This is a genomic window from Saccharothrix sabaoui, assembly GCF_051756985.1.
Lineage (GTDB): Bacteria > Actinomycetota > Actinomycetes > Mycobacteriales > Pseudonocardiaceae > Actinosynnema.
This window is the reverse complement of the sequence record NZ_JBPKJK010000010.1, coordinates 46971-65166: the sequence shown is the minus strand read 5'-3', so window position 1 is coordinate 65166 and position 18196 is coordinate 46971. Positions and strand designations below refer to the sequence as shown.

Genomic DNA, 18196 nt, shown 5'->3' with positions numbered 1-18196 from the left:
GAGCGAGCGGTGGTGTCCGACGTCAGGAGTCGAAGCCGACGTCCAGGTACTGGTCGACGTTCTCCTTGGTCACGACGGCGGAGTAGGTCGTGATCGAGGCGGGGATGTCGTGCTCGGCCAGGTCCCCGATGCCCTTGGTCTGCCCGAGCAGGCGGGCCAGCGCGATGCCGGAGGACGCCATCGACGGGCTGTAGAGCACGGTGGCCTTCATGACGCCGCTGTCGGCCTTGATCAGGTCCATCATGTTCCGCGAACCCGCGCCGCCGACCATGATGAACTCGGTGCGGCTCGCGCTGTCGATGGCGGCCAGCACGCCGATGCCCTGGTCGTCGTCGTGGTTCCAGAGCGCGTCGAGCTTGCTCGCCGACTGGAGCAGGTTCGCGGTCTGCTGCTCGCCGGACTCGGAGGTGAACGACGCCGAGACGCGCGGGCCGACCTTGAAGCCGGCGCGGGCCAGGGCGTCGCTGAAGCCCTTGCTGCGCTCCTGGGTCAGCGGCAGCGAGTCGATGCCCGCGACCTCGCCGATGACCGGGTTCGACACGTTCTTGGCCTTCAGCTGCGAGGCGATGAACTCGCCCGCGTTGACGCCCATGCGGTAGTTGTCGCCGCCGATCCACGTCCGGTAGGCGAGCGGGGTGTCGAAGACGCGGTCGAGGTTGATGACGGGGATGCCCGCGTCCATCGCCTGGCGGCCGGCCTCGGTGAGCGCCTTGCCGTCGAACGGCAGGATCACCAGCACATCGACCTTGTCGTTGATCAGCGTCTCGACCTGGCTGATCTGCTGGTTGACGTCGTTGGTGCCCTCGGTGGCCTTGAAGGTCACGTCGGAGAACCGGTCGGCCTGCGCCTTCGCGTTCTTCGTCATGGCCGCCATCCAGCCGTGGTCGGCGGCGGGCGCGGAGAAGCCGATGGTGACCTGCTTGCCGGGCTGGCTGTTCTCGCCCGAACTGCCCGCGACGGCGTTCGGCGCGGTGGTGCCGGTCTCGTTGGAGGTGCAGCCGGCCAGCAGCGCGGCGGTGCCGACTGCGGTGGTGCCCCACAGGAAGCGGCGGCGGTCGAGTGAAGGCATGGCGGTACTCCCGGGCGTCGTTGAACGGGTGGGGTCTCGGGGTCGTTCTCGGGCGGTGCGGTCTCGGGGAAGGTCCTCGGGGGTGGTCCTCGGGGGTGGTCCTCGGGGGCCGGTCCGGCGATCAGGTGGCGTGCGCGCGGCGGCGGGCGCTGGTGGTGCGCTGGAGGAGCACCGCGGCGATGATGATCACGCCCTTGGCGATGTTCTGGATGTCGGTGTCCAGGTTGTTCTGGGTGAAGATGTTGCCCACCACGGTGAAGATGAGGACGCCGATCAGCGTGCCGATCAGCGAGCCCCGGCCGCCGGTGAGCAGCGTGCCGCCGATGACGACCGCGGCGATGGCGTCCAGCTCGTAGAACATGCCGTTGGTGGACGCGCCGGACGTGGTGCGGGCGACGACCATCAGGGCGGCGATGCCGCAGCACAGGCCCGCGATGCCGTAGACCAGCGCGGTGTGCCGCTTGACGTCGATGCCGGCCAGGCGGGCGGCCTCGGCGTTGCCGCCCACGGCGAACGTGCGGCGGCCGAACGTGGTGCGGTTGAGCACCACCCAGCCGATCGCGAACACCGCGGCCAGCAGCCAGATCAGCACCGGGACGCCCAGGATCGCGCCCCGGAAGAAGGTGCTGAACCCGGTCTCGGTGATCACCTGCGTGCGGCGGCCGGAGAGCCGCTCGGCCAGGCCCTTCGCCGAGGCGTACATGGCGAGGGTGGCGATGAACGGCACGATCTTGCCGTAGGAGATGAGCACGCCGTTGACCAGGCCGCAGCCCAGGCCGACGAGCAGCGCGCACAGCACCATCACCACCGGGCCGTAGGACTGCGTGGCCACGGTCGTCATCCACACGCTCGACAGCGCCACGATCGACCCGACGGACAGGTCGATGCCGCCGCTGATGATCACGAACGTCATGCCGACGCTCACCACGCCGATCGCGGCGGCCAGCCGCAGCATGGTGGAGATGTTGGCCTCGGTGAGGAACGCGTCGGGCCGGGTGGCGTAGCCGACGATGCACAGCACCACCAGCACGCCCAGCAGGCCGGTGAGCCGCAGGTCCAGCGACCGCCGGCGCTTCGGCGGGTCCTGGGGCGGGGCGGATTTCGGGTCGAGGACCCGCACTTCGGTCACAGGACCTCCTCGGTCGCGGCACCCTCGACGAGGGCCCCATCGGTCAGCACGGAGCCGGCCATCACGATGTCGAGCACGGCGGACTCGGTCAGCTCGGCGGCGGGGCGGTCGGCGACGACCTCGCCGTCGCGCAGCACGAGCACCCGGTCGGCGAGGCCCAGCACCTCGGCGACCTCGCTGGAGACGAGCACCACGGCCACCCCGGACGCGGCCAGCTCGTGGATCACCCGGTACAGCTCGGCGCGCGCGCCCACGTCCACGCCGCGGGTCGGCTCGTCGAGCAGCAGCACGCGGCAGCCGCGCACGAGCCAGCGCGCCACCACCGCCTTCTGCTGGTTGCCGCCGGAGAACTCGGCGACCAGCCGCCGGGGGTCGGCGGGCCGCAGGTCGAGGCGCTCCAGGGTGGCGCGGGAGTCGCGCAGCTCCCGGGCCCGGTCGACGAACCCGGCCCGGCTGTAGGCGGGCAGGCTCGACAGCGTCACGTTGTGCGCCACCGACAGGTCCAGCAGCAGGGCCTGGGCCTTGCGCTCCTCCGGGGCCAGGCCGATGCCCGCCTTGACGGCGGCGGGCACGCTGCCCGTGCGGACGGGCGTCCCGTCGACCCGCACCGTGCCCGCGTCGGGCTTGCGCGCGCCGAACACGGTCTCCAGGATCTCGCTGCGCCCCGCGCCCACCAGGCCGGCGATGCCCAGCACCTCGCCCGCGTGCACGCGGAACGTGACGTCGTGGAACTCGCCCGCCCGGCTGAGCCCCTCCACGACCAGCACCTCGCGGCTCGTGTCCACGGTGGACGCGTCGCGGTGCGGGAAGACCGTCTCGACCTTGCGGCCGGACATCAGGTCGACCAGCTCGGCGGTGGGCGTGGCGGCGGGCAGGTTCGCGGCGACCGTGCGGCCGTCCTTGAGGACGGTCACGCGGTTGCCGATGCGGCGGATCTCCTCCAGCCGGTGCGAGATGTAGAGGACTGCGACGCCGTCGCGGGTCAGCTCGGCGACGATGCGGAACAGGTTGTCCACCTCGTCGGCGGCCAGCGCGGCGGTCGGCTCGTCCATCACGATGAGCCGCGCGTCGTGCGCCAGGGCGCGGGCCATGGACACCAGCTGCTGCCCGGCGGCCGACAGCAGGCCCACCTCGCGGTCCGGGTCGATCTCGGGGTGGCCGAGGCGGGCCATCAGGGCGGCGGCGGCCTTCTTCGCCGCGCCGGTGCGGTTGAACCCGAACCGGCGGGGCTCGTGGCCGAGGAAGACGTTCTCCGCCACCGAGATCCCCGGCACCAGGTCCAGCTCCTGGTACATGGTGGCCACGCCCAGGCGCAGCGCGGCCACCGGCGACGGCAGCGACGCGGGCCGCCCGCGCCAGGTGATCTCGCCCTCGTCGGGCTGGTGGGCGCCGGCGAGGACCTTGATCAGGGTGGACTTGCCCGCGCCGTTCTGGCCGAGCAGGCAGTGCACCTCGCCCTCGGCGACCTCCAGGTCCACGCCGTCCAGGGCCCGCACACCGGGGAAGCTCTTGCCGATGCCCGTCATCCTGAGCAGGGTCATGCCGGGGTTCCTTCCTTCACGGGCGTGGCGGCTCTCGCCGGCACGGCGGGCTTCGCGGGCGCCTTCACCGGCACGACGGTCGGGTCGTCCAGCACGCGGCGCAGCGCGGCCAGGGCGGCGCCCCGCCCGCCGGCGGTGAACCCGAGGGTGGAGGCGGTGATCGCGGTGCCCTCCTGCTGCTGCGGCGCCACCAGCCAGTCCTGGAGCGCGGCGAAGTAGCCGCCCAGCACGACGCGCGTCGGGTTGAGCAGGCTCGTGACGATCGACAGCCCGGTGGCGAGGGCGGCGGCCGTGCGGTGCAGGGCGTCGAGGGTGCGCGGTTCGCCGCGCTCGGCCCGGCCGCGCAGGATCGTCATGCGCTCGCCCGGCGCGAGGTGCGGGTTGTGCACCTGGTCGTGGCGGGGCGCGGCGGCGTGCAGGAACGCGTCCAGGCCGACCTGCGTCTCCCAGCAGCCGCGCCTGCCGCAGGCGCACGGCGCGCCGAGCGGGTCGAGCACCATGTGCCCGACGTCGCCCGCGCGGTTCGCCGCGCCGCGCAGCAGCCGACCGCCCGCGATGACGCCCGCCTGCACGTCCCGGCCGCCGCCGAGGTAGACCAGGTCGTCCACCGGGTCGGCGTCGTGCTCGGCGCCCGCCGCGAGGTTGGCCTCGGTGTCGACGGCCAGCCGGCTCAGCGGCAGGCCGGTGCGGGCGGCGAGCCCGTCGGCGACGGCCACGCCGCGCCAGCGCAGCCGCGTCGCCGTGGCGGTGCCGGTCGCGGTGTCGACCCGGCCCGGGACGGCCACCGCGACGCCCGCCCACCCGGCGCCGGCGACGTCGCGCAGGGCGGTGCGGGTCAGGTCGGCGAGCCGGTCGAGCACGTGCTCGGGCGACGAGGTGTCGCAGGTCGTCCGGTGGCGCAGGTGGACCTCGCCGGTCAGGTCGGTGACGGTCGCGCCGAGCTGCCCCGGGTGGACGTCGAGCCCGATGCCGCACACCGCGCCGGGGCGCAGCTGCACGAGCTGCCCGGGGCGGCCCTGGGTGGTCGTGGTGCCGGCGGTCTCGGTGAGGCCGCGCTGCCCCAGCTCGGTCAGCAGCGGGGACACGGTCGCCTTGGAAAGACCCGATCTCGCCGCGAGCTGGGCGCGGGACAGCGGCCCGCAGGCCCGGAGCGTGCGCAGGAGGAGGGCGAGGTTCGCCTCGCGCCTTGCCTCAGACTGCGCGTGCATCGGGTCTCCGACTTCGTGGGGGAGGTCGATCGAAGGAGGTGGTCCAGCTCACGTTCCGGCGCGAGTTGCGGCGAATCCTGACAGCGAACCGGGCATGCTGACAAGAACTTCCGACCACTTTTGTCGATTCGTTGCAAAAGTCGGTACGGAACCAACAGAAGAGGCACGCGGCAGCACGCACCGTTACATGGGAGCGCTCTCGCACCGTTCGCGCATGTCGAGGCAGTCCGTCGTCACGAGGCGGACGACAGACATCGGATCTCTGGGGGGGATCAGCCCGCCGGGGAGAAGGCGCGGTCCGTGGCCGACCAGGCGGCGCCGGTCACGCCGGCCAGCTCACCCAGCTCGGACAGCACGATCGGCAGGTTGCCGGTCGCCAGGGGCAGCGAGCGGCGGTAGACGGCGCTGCGGACCTCCGCGAGCAGCGAGTGGCCCAGGCGCGACACGCCGCCGCCGATGACCACCATGCCGGGGTTGAGGAAGCTGACCAGGGACGCGACCACGTGGCCGAGGCGGCGCCCGCCCTCGCGGACCAGGTTCGCCGCCGCGAAGTCACCGGCCGAGGCGGCGGCGCCCACGTCCTCGGCGGTCAGCGCGCCCTTGTCGTGCAGGGCGCCCGCCAGCGCCACCGACCGGCCGCTGCGCGCCAGCGTCGTGGCGTCCCGGGCCAGCGCCGCGCCGCCGAAGTACGCCTCCAGGCACCCGACCTCGCCGCACGCGCACGCCGGCCCGAAGTCGTCGAGCCTGATGTGCCCGATGTCGCCCGCCGTCCCGGCCACGCCCCGGTACACCTTGCCGCCCAGCACGATGCCGCAGCCGATGCCGGTGCCGACCTTGACGAAGATGAGGTCCTCCAGCGACCGGGCCACGCCCGCGTGCCGCTCGCCCAGGGCCATCGCGTTGACGTCGTTGTCCACCGTCACCGGGCAGCCCCAGCGGCCGGCCAGCTCGTCGCGCACCGGGTAGCGGTCCCAGCCGGGCATGATCGGCGGCGCGACCGGCATGCCGTCGCGGAAGCTCACCGGTCCCGGCAGGCCGATGCCCGCGCCGATGAGGGTGCCGGCCGCCTTGGCGTAGACGACGTCGGCCAGCTCCGCGACGCGGCTGAGCACCTGGGCCGGGCCGCCGCGCACGTCGCACTCCTCGCTGCGGCTCTCCAGCACCTCGCACCGGCCGTCGGTCACCGCGACCGTCACCGACGTCGCGCCCACGTCCACGCCCAGCACGCGCAGGTCGTCGGCCAGGTGCACGAGCGTCGAGCGCCGCCCGCCCCGGCTCGCCGCCGGACCGCCGATCTGCACCAGCCCGACGTCCACCAGGCGCGCCAGCTCGGCGGTCAGCTTGGCCCGGGGCAGCTCCAGCCGCTCCCCCAGCGCCACGCGCGACATCGCGCCCTCGTCGCGGAGCAGCCCGAGCAGCTCCGACTGCCTGCCCGAGACCACCCGCGGCTGCTGGCCGCTGCCCGTCGCGCTCACGGCACCAATCTACGGCGGACGGCGGGCGGGGCGACAATTCCGCTCGCCCGCGGCACGACGGGTCGACTACGGTCCGGCCCGTGCTCCCACCACTGGCGGACCTGCTGCCGGCGGGTTCGGTCGTCACGGCGGTCGTGCCGCGCACCGGCGGGCGGTCCGGCGCGGTGCACGAGGTGCGCCTCCTCGGCGCCGAGCCCTTGATCGTCAAGCGCTACGACGAGCGGTGGCGCTGGAAGCAGGCCAAGGAGGCGCACGTGTACCGGCTGCTGGCCGAGCACGGCGTCGGTCCGGTACCGCGGGTGGTGCGCGTGGACGCCGAGCGGGCGGTGACCGTGCTGACGATGCTGCCCGGCAAGCCGCTGTCCGAGGCCGGTCTCGCGCCCGGCGCGGCGGAGGGGGCGTACCGGCGGGTGGGGCGGCTGCTCGCCGCCGTGCACCGGATCGCGCTGCCCGCGTACGGCTACCTCACCACCCGGATCGTCGACCCGGTGCCCGACAACACCTCCTGCATGCGGCGGCGGTTCGCCGAGAAGCTGGCCGAGTTCGCGGCACTGGGCGGCCCGGCCGGCCTGCACGACGCGGTACGCCGCAGAGTCGCCTCGCGGGAAGGGCTGTTCGCCTCGTGCGCCGGGGCGGTGCTGTGCCACGGCGACCTGCACGAGGGCAACGTCCTGGTCGACGACGGGGGCGTCGTCACCGGGGTGGTCGACGTCGAGAACGCGATCGCCGCGGACCCCCTGCTCGACGTGGCGAAGACGCTCCAGTACGACCTGGACCGGTCACCGACGAAGCGGGCCGCCCTGCTGGAGGGGTACGGGCCGCTCCCGGCCGACGGGGAGGCCCGGGTCGAGCTGTACCGGCTCTACCACGCGCTCGAACTGTGGGACTGGTTCGCCTCCACCGGCGAGACCGGGCCGCTGGCGTCGATCGCCGACGACATCGGGGACCTGGCCGCCCCCGGCTGACCCGGCCACGCCCGGAACACGGCCTAGCGGTCACCGTCCGGGCACCACGCGGCCCGCCGCACGTCCACGTCCTTGCGCTCGGCGTACCGCCCGCACGAGGCGACCACCACGGGCGGCGCGCCGCCGGCCACGCGGAGCACCGCCAGGAACTTGTCCGCGGGCACCTGGCCGCCGCCGAAGTCGAGCACGCCGCTCTCGCCCGACAGCGCCCGGTCGCCGCCGATGTCGCCGATCTCCTTCCACACGTGCCCCGGCGACACCGGGATCGGGCCGAGCTGCGTCATCGCGTGCGCGAACAGGTAGAGGGCGTCGTAGGTGAGCGCCGCGTGGCCGTCCAGCGACGGGTTCGAGTCGCCCGCGCACTCCTCCTCGAACACCCTGCGCAGCGTCTGCTGCATGGCGGTCGCGGCGACGCAGCCCGGCGACCCGATCGCGAACGACACGTAGTCGTAGGGGATCTCGGGGTGCTGGTTGCGCAACGTCGCGTCGGCGGCGTACCGGGCGACGTCGTCGCCCGCCAGCAGCACCGGCGGCCGGTCCTTGCAGCCCGCGCTCACCCCGTCCATCAACCGGCCGAAGTCCACCGGGCGGCCCGCGAAGAACACCACCTCGTCCTCGGCCACCCCGCACAGCTGCTGCCCGAGCCGCCGGGCGTCCGGGCCCTGGTTGCCGTCCGCGGTCCGGTACGGCTCCTCCCGGACCCGGTCGCCCTGCTCGCCGAACCGGCGCACCAGGTCCCCGCGCAGGTTGGCCGCGTAGGAGTCGTCCTCGTCGTTGGAGTGCACGACGACCACGCCCCGCTTGTCCGGGTAGGCGTCGCGCACGTACCGCGCGATGATCCGCGCCTGCCGGTCGTTGTTCGGCGACACCTGGAAGTACATCCGGGACGCGGTGGGCATCTCGTCGTCGGACAGGGTGGCCGCGACCACCGGCAGGCCGACCTCGCCGAGCGCGGTGACCGTCTCCCGGGTCGTCCTGCGGCTCAGCGCCAGGCCGAGCACGCCGACGATGCTCTTGTCGCGCTCCAGCATCGACCGCAGCGTCCCGGCGAGCGCGGGACCGTGCTGCATGGACGCGCCCGCGTTGCCCAGCAGCACGCGCACCAGCGGCTCGTCGGGGCCGGTGCGCTCCAGCAGCTGCGCCTGCCGCGCCGCCACGCCCATCAGCCGGGCCGTGTTGCTGGCCAGGGCGTCGCGGGCGGTGCTCATCGCGGAGACGTACACGACGGTCGCGTACGGCCTCCCCGGGGCGCGCCGGTGCTCCTCCGCGACCTTGGCGTTCTGCTCCACGAGCCGCCGCTGCGCCTTGTCGAAGCGCGCCTTGTCGGTGTCGTCGCCCGGCCCGAACAGCGGCAGCAGGCCGGTGGTGACGCCCACGCAGTCGTCGCCGATCCGCTCCAGGGTGTGCGCGTCGGGGTTGTCCCGCTCCAGGCCGCAGTGCTGGTGCCGCCACCGGTCGTCCGCCTCGACGATCCCGCTCACCTGCCGGTAGCCGACCGCGCCCACGGAGGCGAGCAGCAGCACGACGACCACCGCGAGCACCGACGTGCGCGACCACACCGGGGCCGGGCGCACGGACAGCGTGGCCGTCGGCGGCACGTCGCCCGGCACGATCGGCACCGGCGGCACCCGCAGGGGCAGGAACCAGGCCGTGGGCCGGCGGGCGCGGCTGTCGGTGGCGAGCTTGCGCGCCCACGTCTCGTAGGCGTGGCTCGCCTGGCCGACCGGGGTCGGCTCGCGCTCGGCGGCGTTCTCCGCGTCCGGCGGCACCTTCTCGCTGCCGCTGATGATGACGAGCGGGTCGAACGCGCCGGTGTCGTTGCGGACGTCGTTGATGAGCTTGAGCAGGGCGTAGCCGCCGTTGTCGCGGCGGATGCCGTCGAGCAGCACCACCGGGTACACCGTGCGGCGGGCCGAGCGGATGCGCCACAGCGACCGCCGGTAGGCGCGGCGCACGTCCTCCAGGAACGCGTTGACGAGCAGCTTGGCCAGCTGCCCGGTGTCCTCGCGCGGTTCGGCGCTGCGGCCGGGCACCAGGCCGGAGGTGAGGCGCTCGGCGAACCCGATGAACGTGCCCGGGTCGTGCGGCGCGAGGTAGGGCTGGCGCAGCAGCCACCGGTACTCGCTGCCCGGCACGACGCCGCGCAGCTTCGCCCGGAACAGGAACGACGGCACGAGCCGCAGCACGAGGCGCACCCACCAGGGCGCGGTCTCGGTGGCGCTGTCCAGCACGTCGCGCGGCATCAGGTCGTCACCGCTGCGCCGCCGCAGGTCGCGTTCGCGCAGCCGGGTGAGCAGGGTGGCCGCCGACTCCGGGTCCGCGCCGTCCACGCGCTGGTTCATCAGCCAGTAGACGAGTTCGAAGCGGCGGAACTCGTGGCGGCCGTAGCGGCCGTTGACGCCGGAGGACAGCTCGCGCGCCACGGACACCAGCACGGAGCCCACGGCCTCCAGGGTCCTGGCCTCGGACCGGTCGACGGGCGGCTCGCCGCCGGGCGCCGCGTCGGGGAACCGGTGCAGCGCGTGCGGCACCCGGCCGGGGTGCGCGCCGCGCAGGTGGGCGCGCAGGGCGCCCAGCAGGCCGGCCGACCCGGGGTCGCGGACCAGGCACACCAGCGGGATGCCCCGGTCGCCGCCCGCCCGCGCGCCCGCCCGGCGGCCGGGCAGCTCCCCGAACCGGGGGCGCTCGGTGAGGTCCTGCAACAGCTTCACCAGCTCGTCCACGACCTCGACGGACGACGATCGCTCCTCTGCCCCCTGAACGGTCACCGCGCTCCTCGCCCCCGCGCCCCTCCCGGTCCGGCACCGGGGGTTCGACTGTAGGGGGACCGGGGGTGGCGGGCCCCCGGTTCGCGCGGTGCACGCCCACGTCACCGCACTAATGCGGTCGTGCGGGGGCGGCACCCGGCATGATCGGGAAGGTGTCGGGCGTCACACGCAACCCCCGAACGGGGCAGGACGTCTTCGACTGTGCCCCCCGCTCGTCACACTCCCGGTGGTCTTCCACCTTTAACACCACCCCTTCAGGACACCGTGTGGCCGTCAATGCGACACACGGTAATGAAGGCTGCCGGAAAACGTGATGAGCGTCACCCAGGGGGTCCTTCATCTTGCCCACGCAAATCACCAGCGGTTACGTTTCCGGCCGCAGATCACGGTTCCATCACCGAACGGACACGGCGCGGGTCCCCCGAACCGCTCGTGACCACCTGGTTCCCCCGCCGGGTCCGGTGACGGGATTCCCCGACGCAGGAGGCTGCACCGTTGGCTCGGCACGCTCGACCGAAGAACGCCCCCGGGCGTCCCATGTTCCAGGTACCCCCGCCGCCCCCCGGCTACCAGGGCGCGCACCGCGCTGAGGCGGAGCGGGTCATCCCGAAGCGCCTCGCCGGCGTCGCGGTGGCCGTGGGCATCGTCTCCGGCGCCGGAGCGGCGGCCCACGCGGTCACCACCGGCACGTTCGACCCCGTCGCGGGCGGCGCGGACCTGGGCGGCGTCCCCGACCAGGCGCAGCAGCTCACGTACACCGGCAAGGCCGCCACCGTCCACGCGATCGACCTCGGCTCGGAGACCGCCCGGATCGTCCGCCAGGACTACCTGACCGCGCTGAACACGTTCAACCGGGCCAGCGGCGTCGCGCAGGACGGCTGGGCCGCCCGCCAGGCCGCCGAGGAGCAGGCCCGCAAGGACGCGATCGAGGCCGCCAAGCCGCCGAAGCAGCGCCAGGTCGAGGGCTGGATCAAGGAGGCCATCGGCATCCTCGCCGCCAACGGCACCGCGATCGACGAGAGCAGCCTCGACGAGATCTACACGATCATCATCAAGGAGTCGAACGGCAACCCCAACGCCGTCAACACCTGGGACTCCAACGCGATGCGCGGCACGCCGTCCAAGGGCCTGATGCAGTGCATCGACCCCACGTTCCAGAGCTACAAGCTCGCGGGCCACGACGACATCTACGACCCGGTCGCCAACATCATCGCGGGCGTCCGCTACACCTACGACCGCTACGGCGGCTTCCACAACCACCCGGGCCTGGTCTCCATCGCCTCGGGCAACGGCTACCTGGGCTACTGAGGACCGGAACCCGGCCCGGCCGGGACGCCTCCGGGCTCACCCGAGCCTGAAGTCGGCGACGCGGATCGCCGACGGGGTCGTACCGCTGGAGCGCTGCTGGTACTGCACCGACAGCACGCCGTCCGCGGCGAGCCGGGAGACGTCCACGTTCACCTCGCCGAACGCGTTCATCGACGGCCGGTCGAACACCAGGGTCCAGTCGGTCCAGCCACTGGCCCGGCTCGCCGACACGATCCGGCCGCGCGGCATCACCAGGTAGGCGTTGTCGGCCCGGTCGAACACGAGCTTCGTGCGCTGGGTGCTGCCCGGCGCCACGGGGACCTCCCGCTTGACCCACGCCCCGCTCGCGCGGGTGAGGTGGAAGGTGCGGCCGTACTGGGCGCGCTGCCGGGCGTAGTCCGACACGCACCGGGTGAACCGGCCGGGCACGTAGCTGATCACCACGTGCGGCGCGCCGGTCGAGTCGGCGGCCTGCCCCTCCTGGTTCATCAGGCCGTGGTCCGGGTCGAGCGGGTCGGCCACCAGGCCGGGCGAGCTGACGGACACGCGGGTGCCGCCGGTGGTGCCGACGACCGTGCCGGCCGCGTTGCGCCACGTCCGGCCCCGGTCGTCGCTGTAGGCGTAGCCCGTGTCGTGGTTGGTCAGGCCGCCGGGGCTGCACAGCACCCCGGCGTTGCCCTCGCGCCAGGTGAACGCCGCGTGCAGCCGGCCGCGCCGGTCGTAGGTCAGGCCGTGCAGGTACGCGTTGCGGGTCGTGGACACCACGCCGTTCGGGCCGGTGTAGCTCCCGGTCGCGGACGTCCACGCGCCGAGCTTCCGCCACTCGCCGCCGGTGTACTCGGCCAGCTCGCCCACGCCGTCGCCCGAGCGACCCGTGCGGTAGCCGAACTGGAGCGCGCCCTCCGGCGTGACCACGAACTGCGGGTAGGTCATGGCGCCGAGCTCCTGGGTGCCGAGCGTGCGCCGCACCGCGCCGAACACCGACGCCGACCAGCGGTGCTCGGCCGGCCGCGTGACCAGGCCGGTGACCGAGCGGGTGTAGAACAGCCGCGTGTCGTGGGTGTCCATGGCGACGTGCAGCGTGCCGTCCTGGGGCGAGACGCCCAGCGAGATCACGTTGTGCGAGTCGTTCGTCGTCAGCTGGTGCGGCAGCACGGCCGTCTCCCACGCGCCGCCGAGCGCGCGCCGGGCGACGACGGCGTGCCGGCTGGAGGTGTACCAGGCGGCGTACTGGTGGCCCGCGTGCGTGACCAGCGCGTCCTGGAACGCGTTGTTGTTGACCAGGCCGTCGTAGGACACGAAGTACAGCGCCGAGGCGTCGAGCAGGGTGTCGGACAGCAGGGTCACGCCGGGCGCCGCGTGCGCCGCGGGCGCGTGGACGAAGGAGGTGGTCAGCGCCAGCGCCGCCGCGAGGGCCGCCGCGCGCGTCACGCGCGTCACGCGACCACCCCGTCCACCTGGATCGTCTGCACGGCGCCGGCGGCGAACGCCAGCCGCACCCGCTTGCCCGTCACGGCCACGTCGCGACGCCGGGCGTACCGGTCGCCGGGGCCGGAGGTGAGCGTGGACCAGCGGGTGGCGGTGCCGTCGGGCACGGTCGCCAGCCGGCTCAGGTCGAACGTCAGGGTCTGCGCGGCCCCGGTGTTGGCGGCCACGATCACCAGCCGCCGCGCGGCGGCGTCGTGGGCGGCCACCGCCAGCTCGCTGCCCGTCTCCAGGACCCGCATCCCCGGCCGGACGTGCCGGGTGAACTGGGCCAGCACGTAGTACTTGGTCTCCACCGCGCCCGCGCGCAGCGTGCTCCCGTCGTACTTGATCGCGCCCCACCCGGCGGTGGGGTCCATGACCTGCCAGTAGCACCACGCGGTCGGCTTGAGCCAGCGGAAGTCGAGCAGCAGGCAGCGGGCCGTCTGGAGGCCGGTGCCGTCGCCGTCTCCGTGCTCGGAGTTCCACAGCGCCTTGCCCGACGCGCGCACGTCGTCGCCCAGCAGGTCGCGCCGCCCGCCCGTGCCCTGGTAGCCGTGCACGTTCACCTGGCGCACCAACGCCTTGGTGGCGCCGTCGAAGCCGTTCCACGTCGTGCGGGCGAGGTCGTAGCCGGTCTCGTCGGACGCGGAGATCCCCGTCCCGGTCAGGCCCTGCCGGTCCAGCTCGGTGCGCAGGTGGGCCAGCACGCCGCGCTGGGTGGCGGCGCCGATGTGGCAGCCCTCCTGGGTGCCGTTGGCGTGCCAGTAGGCGGAGGACGGCTCGTTGAACGGGTCCACGGTGCGGAAGTCCACGCCCCACTGGTCGCGGGCCCGGCGCGCGGTGACGGCGAGGTGGTGGGCGTGCTGGCGGTGGTTCCACGGCTGGAGGTTGTCGTCGGCGGCGTTCGCCGCGCCGGACGGGTTGTGGTTGAGGCACATCCACCACATCGGCGAGTTCGCGAACAGCTCGCTCACCGCACCGCGCCGGGTGGCCTTGACGAGTGCCGCGCGCTGCTTGGCGTCCGCGGCCCAGTTCCACGCCGAGGAGTTCGGGTCCTCGTCGGTCCAGTCCTGCCAGAAGCCCTCGACCTGCTTGAAGCGCGGGATGTTCGGCGAGGCGACCATGCGCTCGGAGCCGACCGCGTTCCAGCTCGACGCGCCGAGGTTGTAGCGGGCGATGGTCAGGCCGAGGCCGGGCAGCGACGCGCCGTCGTAGGTGACGTCCCCGGTGGTGAAGAACAGGTCGGCGAAGTCGTCCCGGTCGCCGAACGCGGTGGCCCACCAGGCGAGCGAGGTGCCCCAGCCCTCCCACGTGCCCTGGCCGGTCGGGGTGACGCCGATGGTGGCGTCGGCGTGCGCGGTCCCGGTGAGCCCGGTCCCGGCGAGCCCCGCCCCGGTGACCCCGACCCCCGCGACGGCGGCTCCCGCCGCGCCGAGCAGCGCCCTGCGAGTGACGACCACTGCGACCTCCTCGTCGCCGATCCCCTGCTGGAGAGGTGTGGACCCACTCCAGACCGTGGCACACTCGAAGGTCAACGAAACGAACAGGAACGATCAAAGTCGATCGGAACCGACACATGCGGTTGGCGGCGCAACGGCATGAACTGATCCTGGCGGCGGTCCGCGAGCACGGCGTGGTCCGGCTCGCGGACCTGGTGGAGCAACTGGGCGTGACGGCGGTGACGGTGCGCCGGGACGTGACGGCGCTGGCCGACCGGGGCCTGGTGGCCCGCGTGCACGGCGGCATCACGACGCCCCGCCACGGCGAGCAGCCGCCGCGGCCGGTGCCCGTCGCGCACGTCCTGGTCGGCATGGTCGCGCCGTCGGCGGAGTACTACTGGCCCGCCGTCATCCAGGGCGCGCAGGCCGCCGTGACCGCCGCCGGGGGACGGCTCGCGCTGCGCGCGTCGCGCTACGACGCGGCCGAGGACCGGCGGCAGGTGGCGGCACTGCTGGACCGGGGCGTGCAGGCGCTGCTGGTCGCGCCGAGCACCGGCGGGCCGGCCGGGCTCGACCTGCTGCGCCGGCTGGGCGGGCTGAGCGTGCCGGTGGTGCTGGTCGAACGCGTGCCGCCGCCCGAGCTGCCCACCATCGGCCTGGACGCCGCCGTCACCGACCACGCGCTGGGCGCGGGCCTGGCCGTGCGGCACCTGGCCGCGCTCGGGCACCGGGCGGTCGGCCTGGTGGTGTCGCGGCCGAGCCCGCACCACGACGCGATCCGCGCCGGCTGGCGGTCGGCGGTGACCGCGCTGGACCTGTCCCCCGACGTGCCGGCGCTCGACGTGCCGACGTACGGGTCGGCGCAGTGGGCGGCGGTGTGCGACGACGTGCTGGACCGGTGCGCCCGCTCGGGCGTGCGGGCGCTGCTGGTGCACGCCGACCGCGAGGCCATCGGGCTGGTGGACCGGGCCCGCGACCGCGGCCTGGACGTGCCGGGCGGGCTGGCCGTGGTGTCCTACGACGACGAGGTGGCCGCCGCGTCCGACCCGCCGTTGACCGCCGTCCGGCCGCAGAAGCACCGGCTGGGCGCGCTGGCGGCGCAGTTGGCGCTCGCCAGGGTGGCCGACCCGCTGGACCGGCCGGTGCACCGGGTGTCGCTGTGGCCGAGCCTGGTGGTGCGGGAGTCGTGCGGCGCGGGCCTCCGGCGGGTTCCGCAATAATTTCGTTCAGCTTGCTGAACAAATCGTTGTGCTCACGCCCCCGCCCCGCCACGATGGGGTGAACGACGAGGCGAGGGGGGCACCGTGGCCCGGTACCGGTTGCACGTCAACGGCGAACCGCGGGAGGTGGACGTCCCCGCGGACACGCCGCTGCTGTGGGTGCTGCGCGAGCAGCTGGGCGTGCTCGGCCCGAAGTACGGGTGCGGCGTCGGCGCGTGCGGCGCGTGCACCTCCCTGCTCGACGGCCGGGCGGCGCGGCCGTGCGTGACACCGGTCGACGAGGCGCGGGGCAAGCGGATCACCACCGTCGAGGGGCTGTCCGAGGACGGCGACCACCCGGTGCAGCGGGCCTGGCTGGAGCTGGACGTCGCGCAGTGCGGCTACTGCCAGCCGGGGCAGATCATGTCGACCGTGGCGCTGCTGTCCCGCGACCCCGACCCGGACGACGCCGCGATCGACGAGGCGTTGCGCGACAACGTGTGCCGCTGCGGCACCTACTCGCGCATCCGCGCGGCCGTGAAGCTGGCGGCCCGGATCGAGCGGAGTGGGCGATGATCACCCGGCGGGCGTTCCTGGGCGGCGTGCTCGTGGTGTCCGCGCCGGTCTCCCTGGTGGGGACGACGAGCACGGCGGCAGCGGGCACGGCTGCGGCGGAGACGGCTGCGGCGGGCACGGACTTCACCCCCAACGTGTTCGTGCGGCTGGACCAGCGCGGCCGGATCACCGCGACCGTCCCGAAACCCGACTCCGGTCAGGGCGTGCGCACGCTGGTCGCGCTGCTGGTGGCCGAGGAGCTGGCCGTGGGCCCCGACGACGTCCGGGTCGAGCAGGCCCCCGGCGACACCGCCCGCTACGGCCCGCAGTTCGTCGGCAACTCGTTCTCCGCCCGCTCGCTGCACGAGCCGATGCGCACCGCCGCCGCCACCTCGCGGTGCCTGCTGGTGGCCGCCGCCGCGCGGCGCTGGGGCGTGCCGGTCGCCGAGTGCTCGGCGCGCGACGGCGTGGTCCGCCACCGGCGGCGGTCGCTGCGGTACGCGGAGCTGGTGGCGGACGCGGCGGCGCTCGACCCGGCCACCGTGCCGGTGGTGCTGACGCCGCGGGAGGAGTGGCGCGTGCTCGGCCGGACGCGCTCGGGTCGCGTGGACGCGAAGGACGTCGTCACCGGCCGGGCCCGGTACGGCATCGACACCCGGCCGCCGGGGACGCTGGTCGCCGTCGTGCTGCGCCCGCCGTGGATCGGCGCGCTGGTCGACACCGTGGACGACGCCGCCGCGCGCGCCCTGCCCGGCGTGGTCGCGGTGACGCCGCTGGACCCCGCGACGTCCGGCCAGGGCGGGGTGGCGGTGATCGCGCGGACCACGCCGGAGGCGCTCAAGGGCCGTGACGCGCTGCGCGTGACGTGGCGCGGCGGCACGCCCGCCGCCGACAGCCGGGTGTGGCTCGACGAGCTGACCGCGGCGCTGCCCCCGGCGCCCGCCGCGCCCGGACCCGTGGCCTACGAGGCGACCTACCGGCTGCCGCTGCTCGCGCACGCGCCCATGGAACCGATGAACGCCACCGCGCACGTGACCGCCGACGGCATCTCGGTGTGGGCGCCGGTCCAGGACCCGGGCGGCCTGCGCACGCAGCTGGCCCGCCAGTTCGGCCTGGACGCGGCGGCCGTGCGGGTCGGGACGGCGCTCGCCGGCGGCGCGTTCGGGCGGCGCAGCGAACCGGACCCGGTGCTGGAGGCCATCGCGTGCTCGCGGGTGGCCGGGGCACCGGTGAGCGTGCTGTGGACCCGCGAGGACGACGTGCGGCACGACTCGTACCGGCCCATGTCGGTGCACCGGCTGGCCGCCGTCGTCGACGCGGACGGCGTGCCGACGTGGCGCTCGCACGGCATGTCGACCTGGGGCCTGACCGTGCTGCCGTTCTTCACGCCGGAGCTGATCGAGCAGAGCGGCAACCGGTTCCCGTACTCGGTGCCGGGGCAGGTGGACGTGGTCTCGCGGACCGCGCCGCTGCGCACCGGCTTCTGGCGGGCCGTGTACGCCGGGCACTTCCAGTACGTCGAGGAGGTGTTCCTCGACGCCCTCGGGCGGCGCGCCGGCCTGGACCAGGTGGAGCTGCGCCGCCGCCTGCTGCCCGCCGACTCGCGGCTGCGGCGGGCGCTGGACGCGGCGGTCGCGCGGGCCGGCGCGGTACCGGCGGGCCTGACCCGCGGCGTGGCGTGCCACGACGACTACGGCTCGGTGATCGCGGTCGTCGCGGACGCCGAGGGCGACCGGGTCCGCCGCGTGACGGCCGCGGTCGACGTGGGGCCGGTGCTGCACCCGTCGGGCGTGCGGGCGCAGGTGGAGGGCGGGGTGCTGGACGCCGTGTCCACCGTGTTCGGCGCGCAGGTCACCGTGCGGGACGGCCGGGTCGCGCAGACCTCGTTCCGCGACTACGCGTGGGCGCGCATCGACCGGGCGCCGGAGGTCGACGTCGTGCTCGTGCCGTCGGACGCGCCCGTCGGCGGTCTGGGCGAGCTGGCGTTCCCGGCCGCCGCGGCGGCCGTCGCCGTCGCGTCCGGGCGCACGGTCACCGGGATGCCGGTCACCGCCGAGGTCGGCTGAACGGTCA

General features: G+C 74.4%; 13 protein-coding genes. 5 read left to right on the top strand and 8 right to left on the bottom strand.

Annotated elements, in window-relative coordinates; all coding sequences use genetic code 11:
- Window positions 1-22: 22 nt before the first annotated feature.
- The 5 genes from ACR807_RS05165 to ACR807_RS05145 form a co-directional block, all read right to left on the bottom strand.
- Entirely contained in the window at window positions 23-1069 is a 1047-nt protein-coding gene (locus tag ACR807_RS05165) for a substrate-binding domain-containing protein (protein ID WP_438920035.1), read from the bottom strand.
- Window positions 1070-1190: 121 nt separating this feature from the next.
- Window positions 1191-2198, bottom strand: coding sequence for an ABC transporter permease (locus ACR807_RS05160; protein WP_438920034.1), 1008 nt, complete (start codon window positions 2196-2198; stop codon window positions 1191-1193).
- Complete coding sequence (locus tag ACR807_RS05155; protein ID WP_438920033.1) at window positions 2195-3739, bottom strand: sugar ABC transporter ATP-binding protein; 1545 nt, start codon at window positions 3737-3739, stop codon at window positions 2195-2197. Before ACR807_RS05155 ends, ACR807_RS05160 begins: the two co-directional genes overlap by 4 nt.
- The gene (locus ACR807_RS05150) at window positions 3736-4947 is read right to left on the bottom strand and encodes an ROK family protein (protein WP_438920032.1); all 1212 of its coding nucleotides are present in this window, start codon (window positions 4945-4947) and stop codon (window positions 3736-3738) included. Before ACR807_RS05150 ends, ACR807_RS05155 begins: the two co-directional genes overlap by 4 nt.
- A gap of 272 nt (window positions 4948-5219) precedes the next feature.
- Window positions 5220-6335, bottom strand: coding sequence for an ROK family protein (locus ACR807_RS05145; RefSeq protein WP_438920065.1), 1116 nt, complete (start codon window positions 6333-6335; stop codon window positions 5220-5222).
- 167 nt (window positions 6336-6502) lie between these two features.
- Between ACR807_RS05145 and ACR807_RS05140 the strand changes: the two genes are divergently transcribed.
- Window positions 6503-7387, top strand: coding sequence for a phosphotransferase family protein (locus ACR807_RS05140; protein ID WP_438920031.1), 885 nt, complete (start codon window positions 6503-6505; stop codon window positions 7385-7387).
- A 23-nt stretch (window positions 7388-7410) separates the two neighbouring features.
- Here ACR807_RS05140 and ACR807_RS05135 read toward each other — a convergent pair whose 3' ends face one another.
- On the bottom strand, window positions 7411-10155 hold the full coding sequence (locus ACR807_RS05135; protein ID WP_438920030.1) for an ABC transporter substrate-binding protein: 2745 nt from the start codon (window positions 10153-10155) through the stop codon (window positions 7411-7413).
- A gap of 537 nt (window positions 10156-10692) precedes the next feature.
- On the opposite strand from ACR807_RS05135, the gene ACR807_RS05130 reads away from it, so the two are divergent.
- On the top strand, window positions 10693-11463 hold the full coding sequence (locus ACR807_RS05130) for a transglycosylase SLT domain-containing protein (protein WP_438920029.1): 771 nt from the start codon (window positions 10693-10695) through the stop codon (window positions 11461-11463).
- 36 nt (window positions 11464-11499) lie between these two features.
- Here the strand turns inward: ACR807_RS05130 and ACR807_RS05125 are convergent, their stop codons facing one another.
- Window positions 11500-12903 carry a BNR repeat-containing protein gene (locus tag ACR807_RS05125; RefSeq protein WP_438920028.1) on the bottom strand — a complete coding sequence of 468 codons (1404 nt, stop codon included), beginning with the start codon at window positions 12901-12903 and terminating at the stop codon, window positions 11500-11502.
- Entirely contained in the window at window positions 12900-14390 is a 1491-nt protein-coding gene (locus tag ACR807_RS05120; RefSeq protein WP_438920027.1) for a glycoside hydrolase, read from the bottom strand. The genes ACR807_RS05125 and ACR807_RS05120 overlap by 4 nt, the downstream gene beginning before the upstream one ends.
- Window positions 14391-14506: 116 nt before the next feature.
- Between ACR807_RS05120 and ACR807_RS05115 the strand changes: the two genes are divergently transcribed.
- From ACR807_RS05115 to ACR807_RS05105, 3 genes are all read left to right on the top strand, one after another.
- Entirely contained in the window at window positions 14507-15589 is a 1083-nt protein-coding gene (locus tag ACR807_RS05115) for a substrate-binding domain-containing protein (protein WP_438920026.1), read from the top strand.
- A gap of 84 nt (window positions 15590-15673) precedes the next feature.
- Entirely contained in the window at window positions 15674-16144 is a 471-nt protein-coding gene (locus tag ACR807_RS05110; protein WP_438920025.1) for a (2Fe-2S)-binding protein, read from the top strand.
- On the top strand, window positions 16141-18189 hold the full coding sequence (locus ACR807_RS05105; RefSeq protein WP_438920024.1) for a xanthine dehydrogenase family protein molybdopterin-binding subunit: 2049 nt from the start codon (window positions 16141-16143) through the stop codon (window positions 18187-18189). Before ACR807_RS05110 ends, ACR807_RS05105 begins: the two co-directional genes overlap by 4 nt.
- Window positions 18190-18196: the final 7 nt, after the last annotated feature.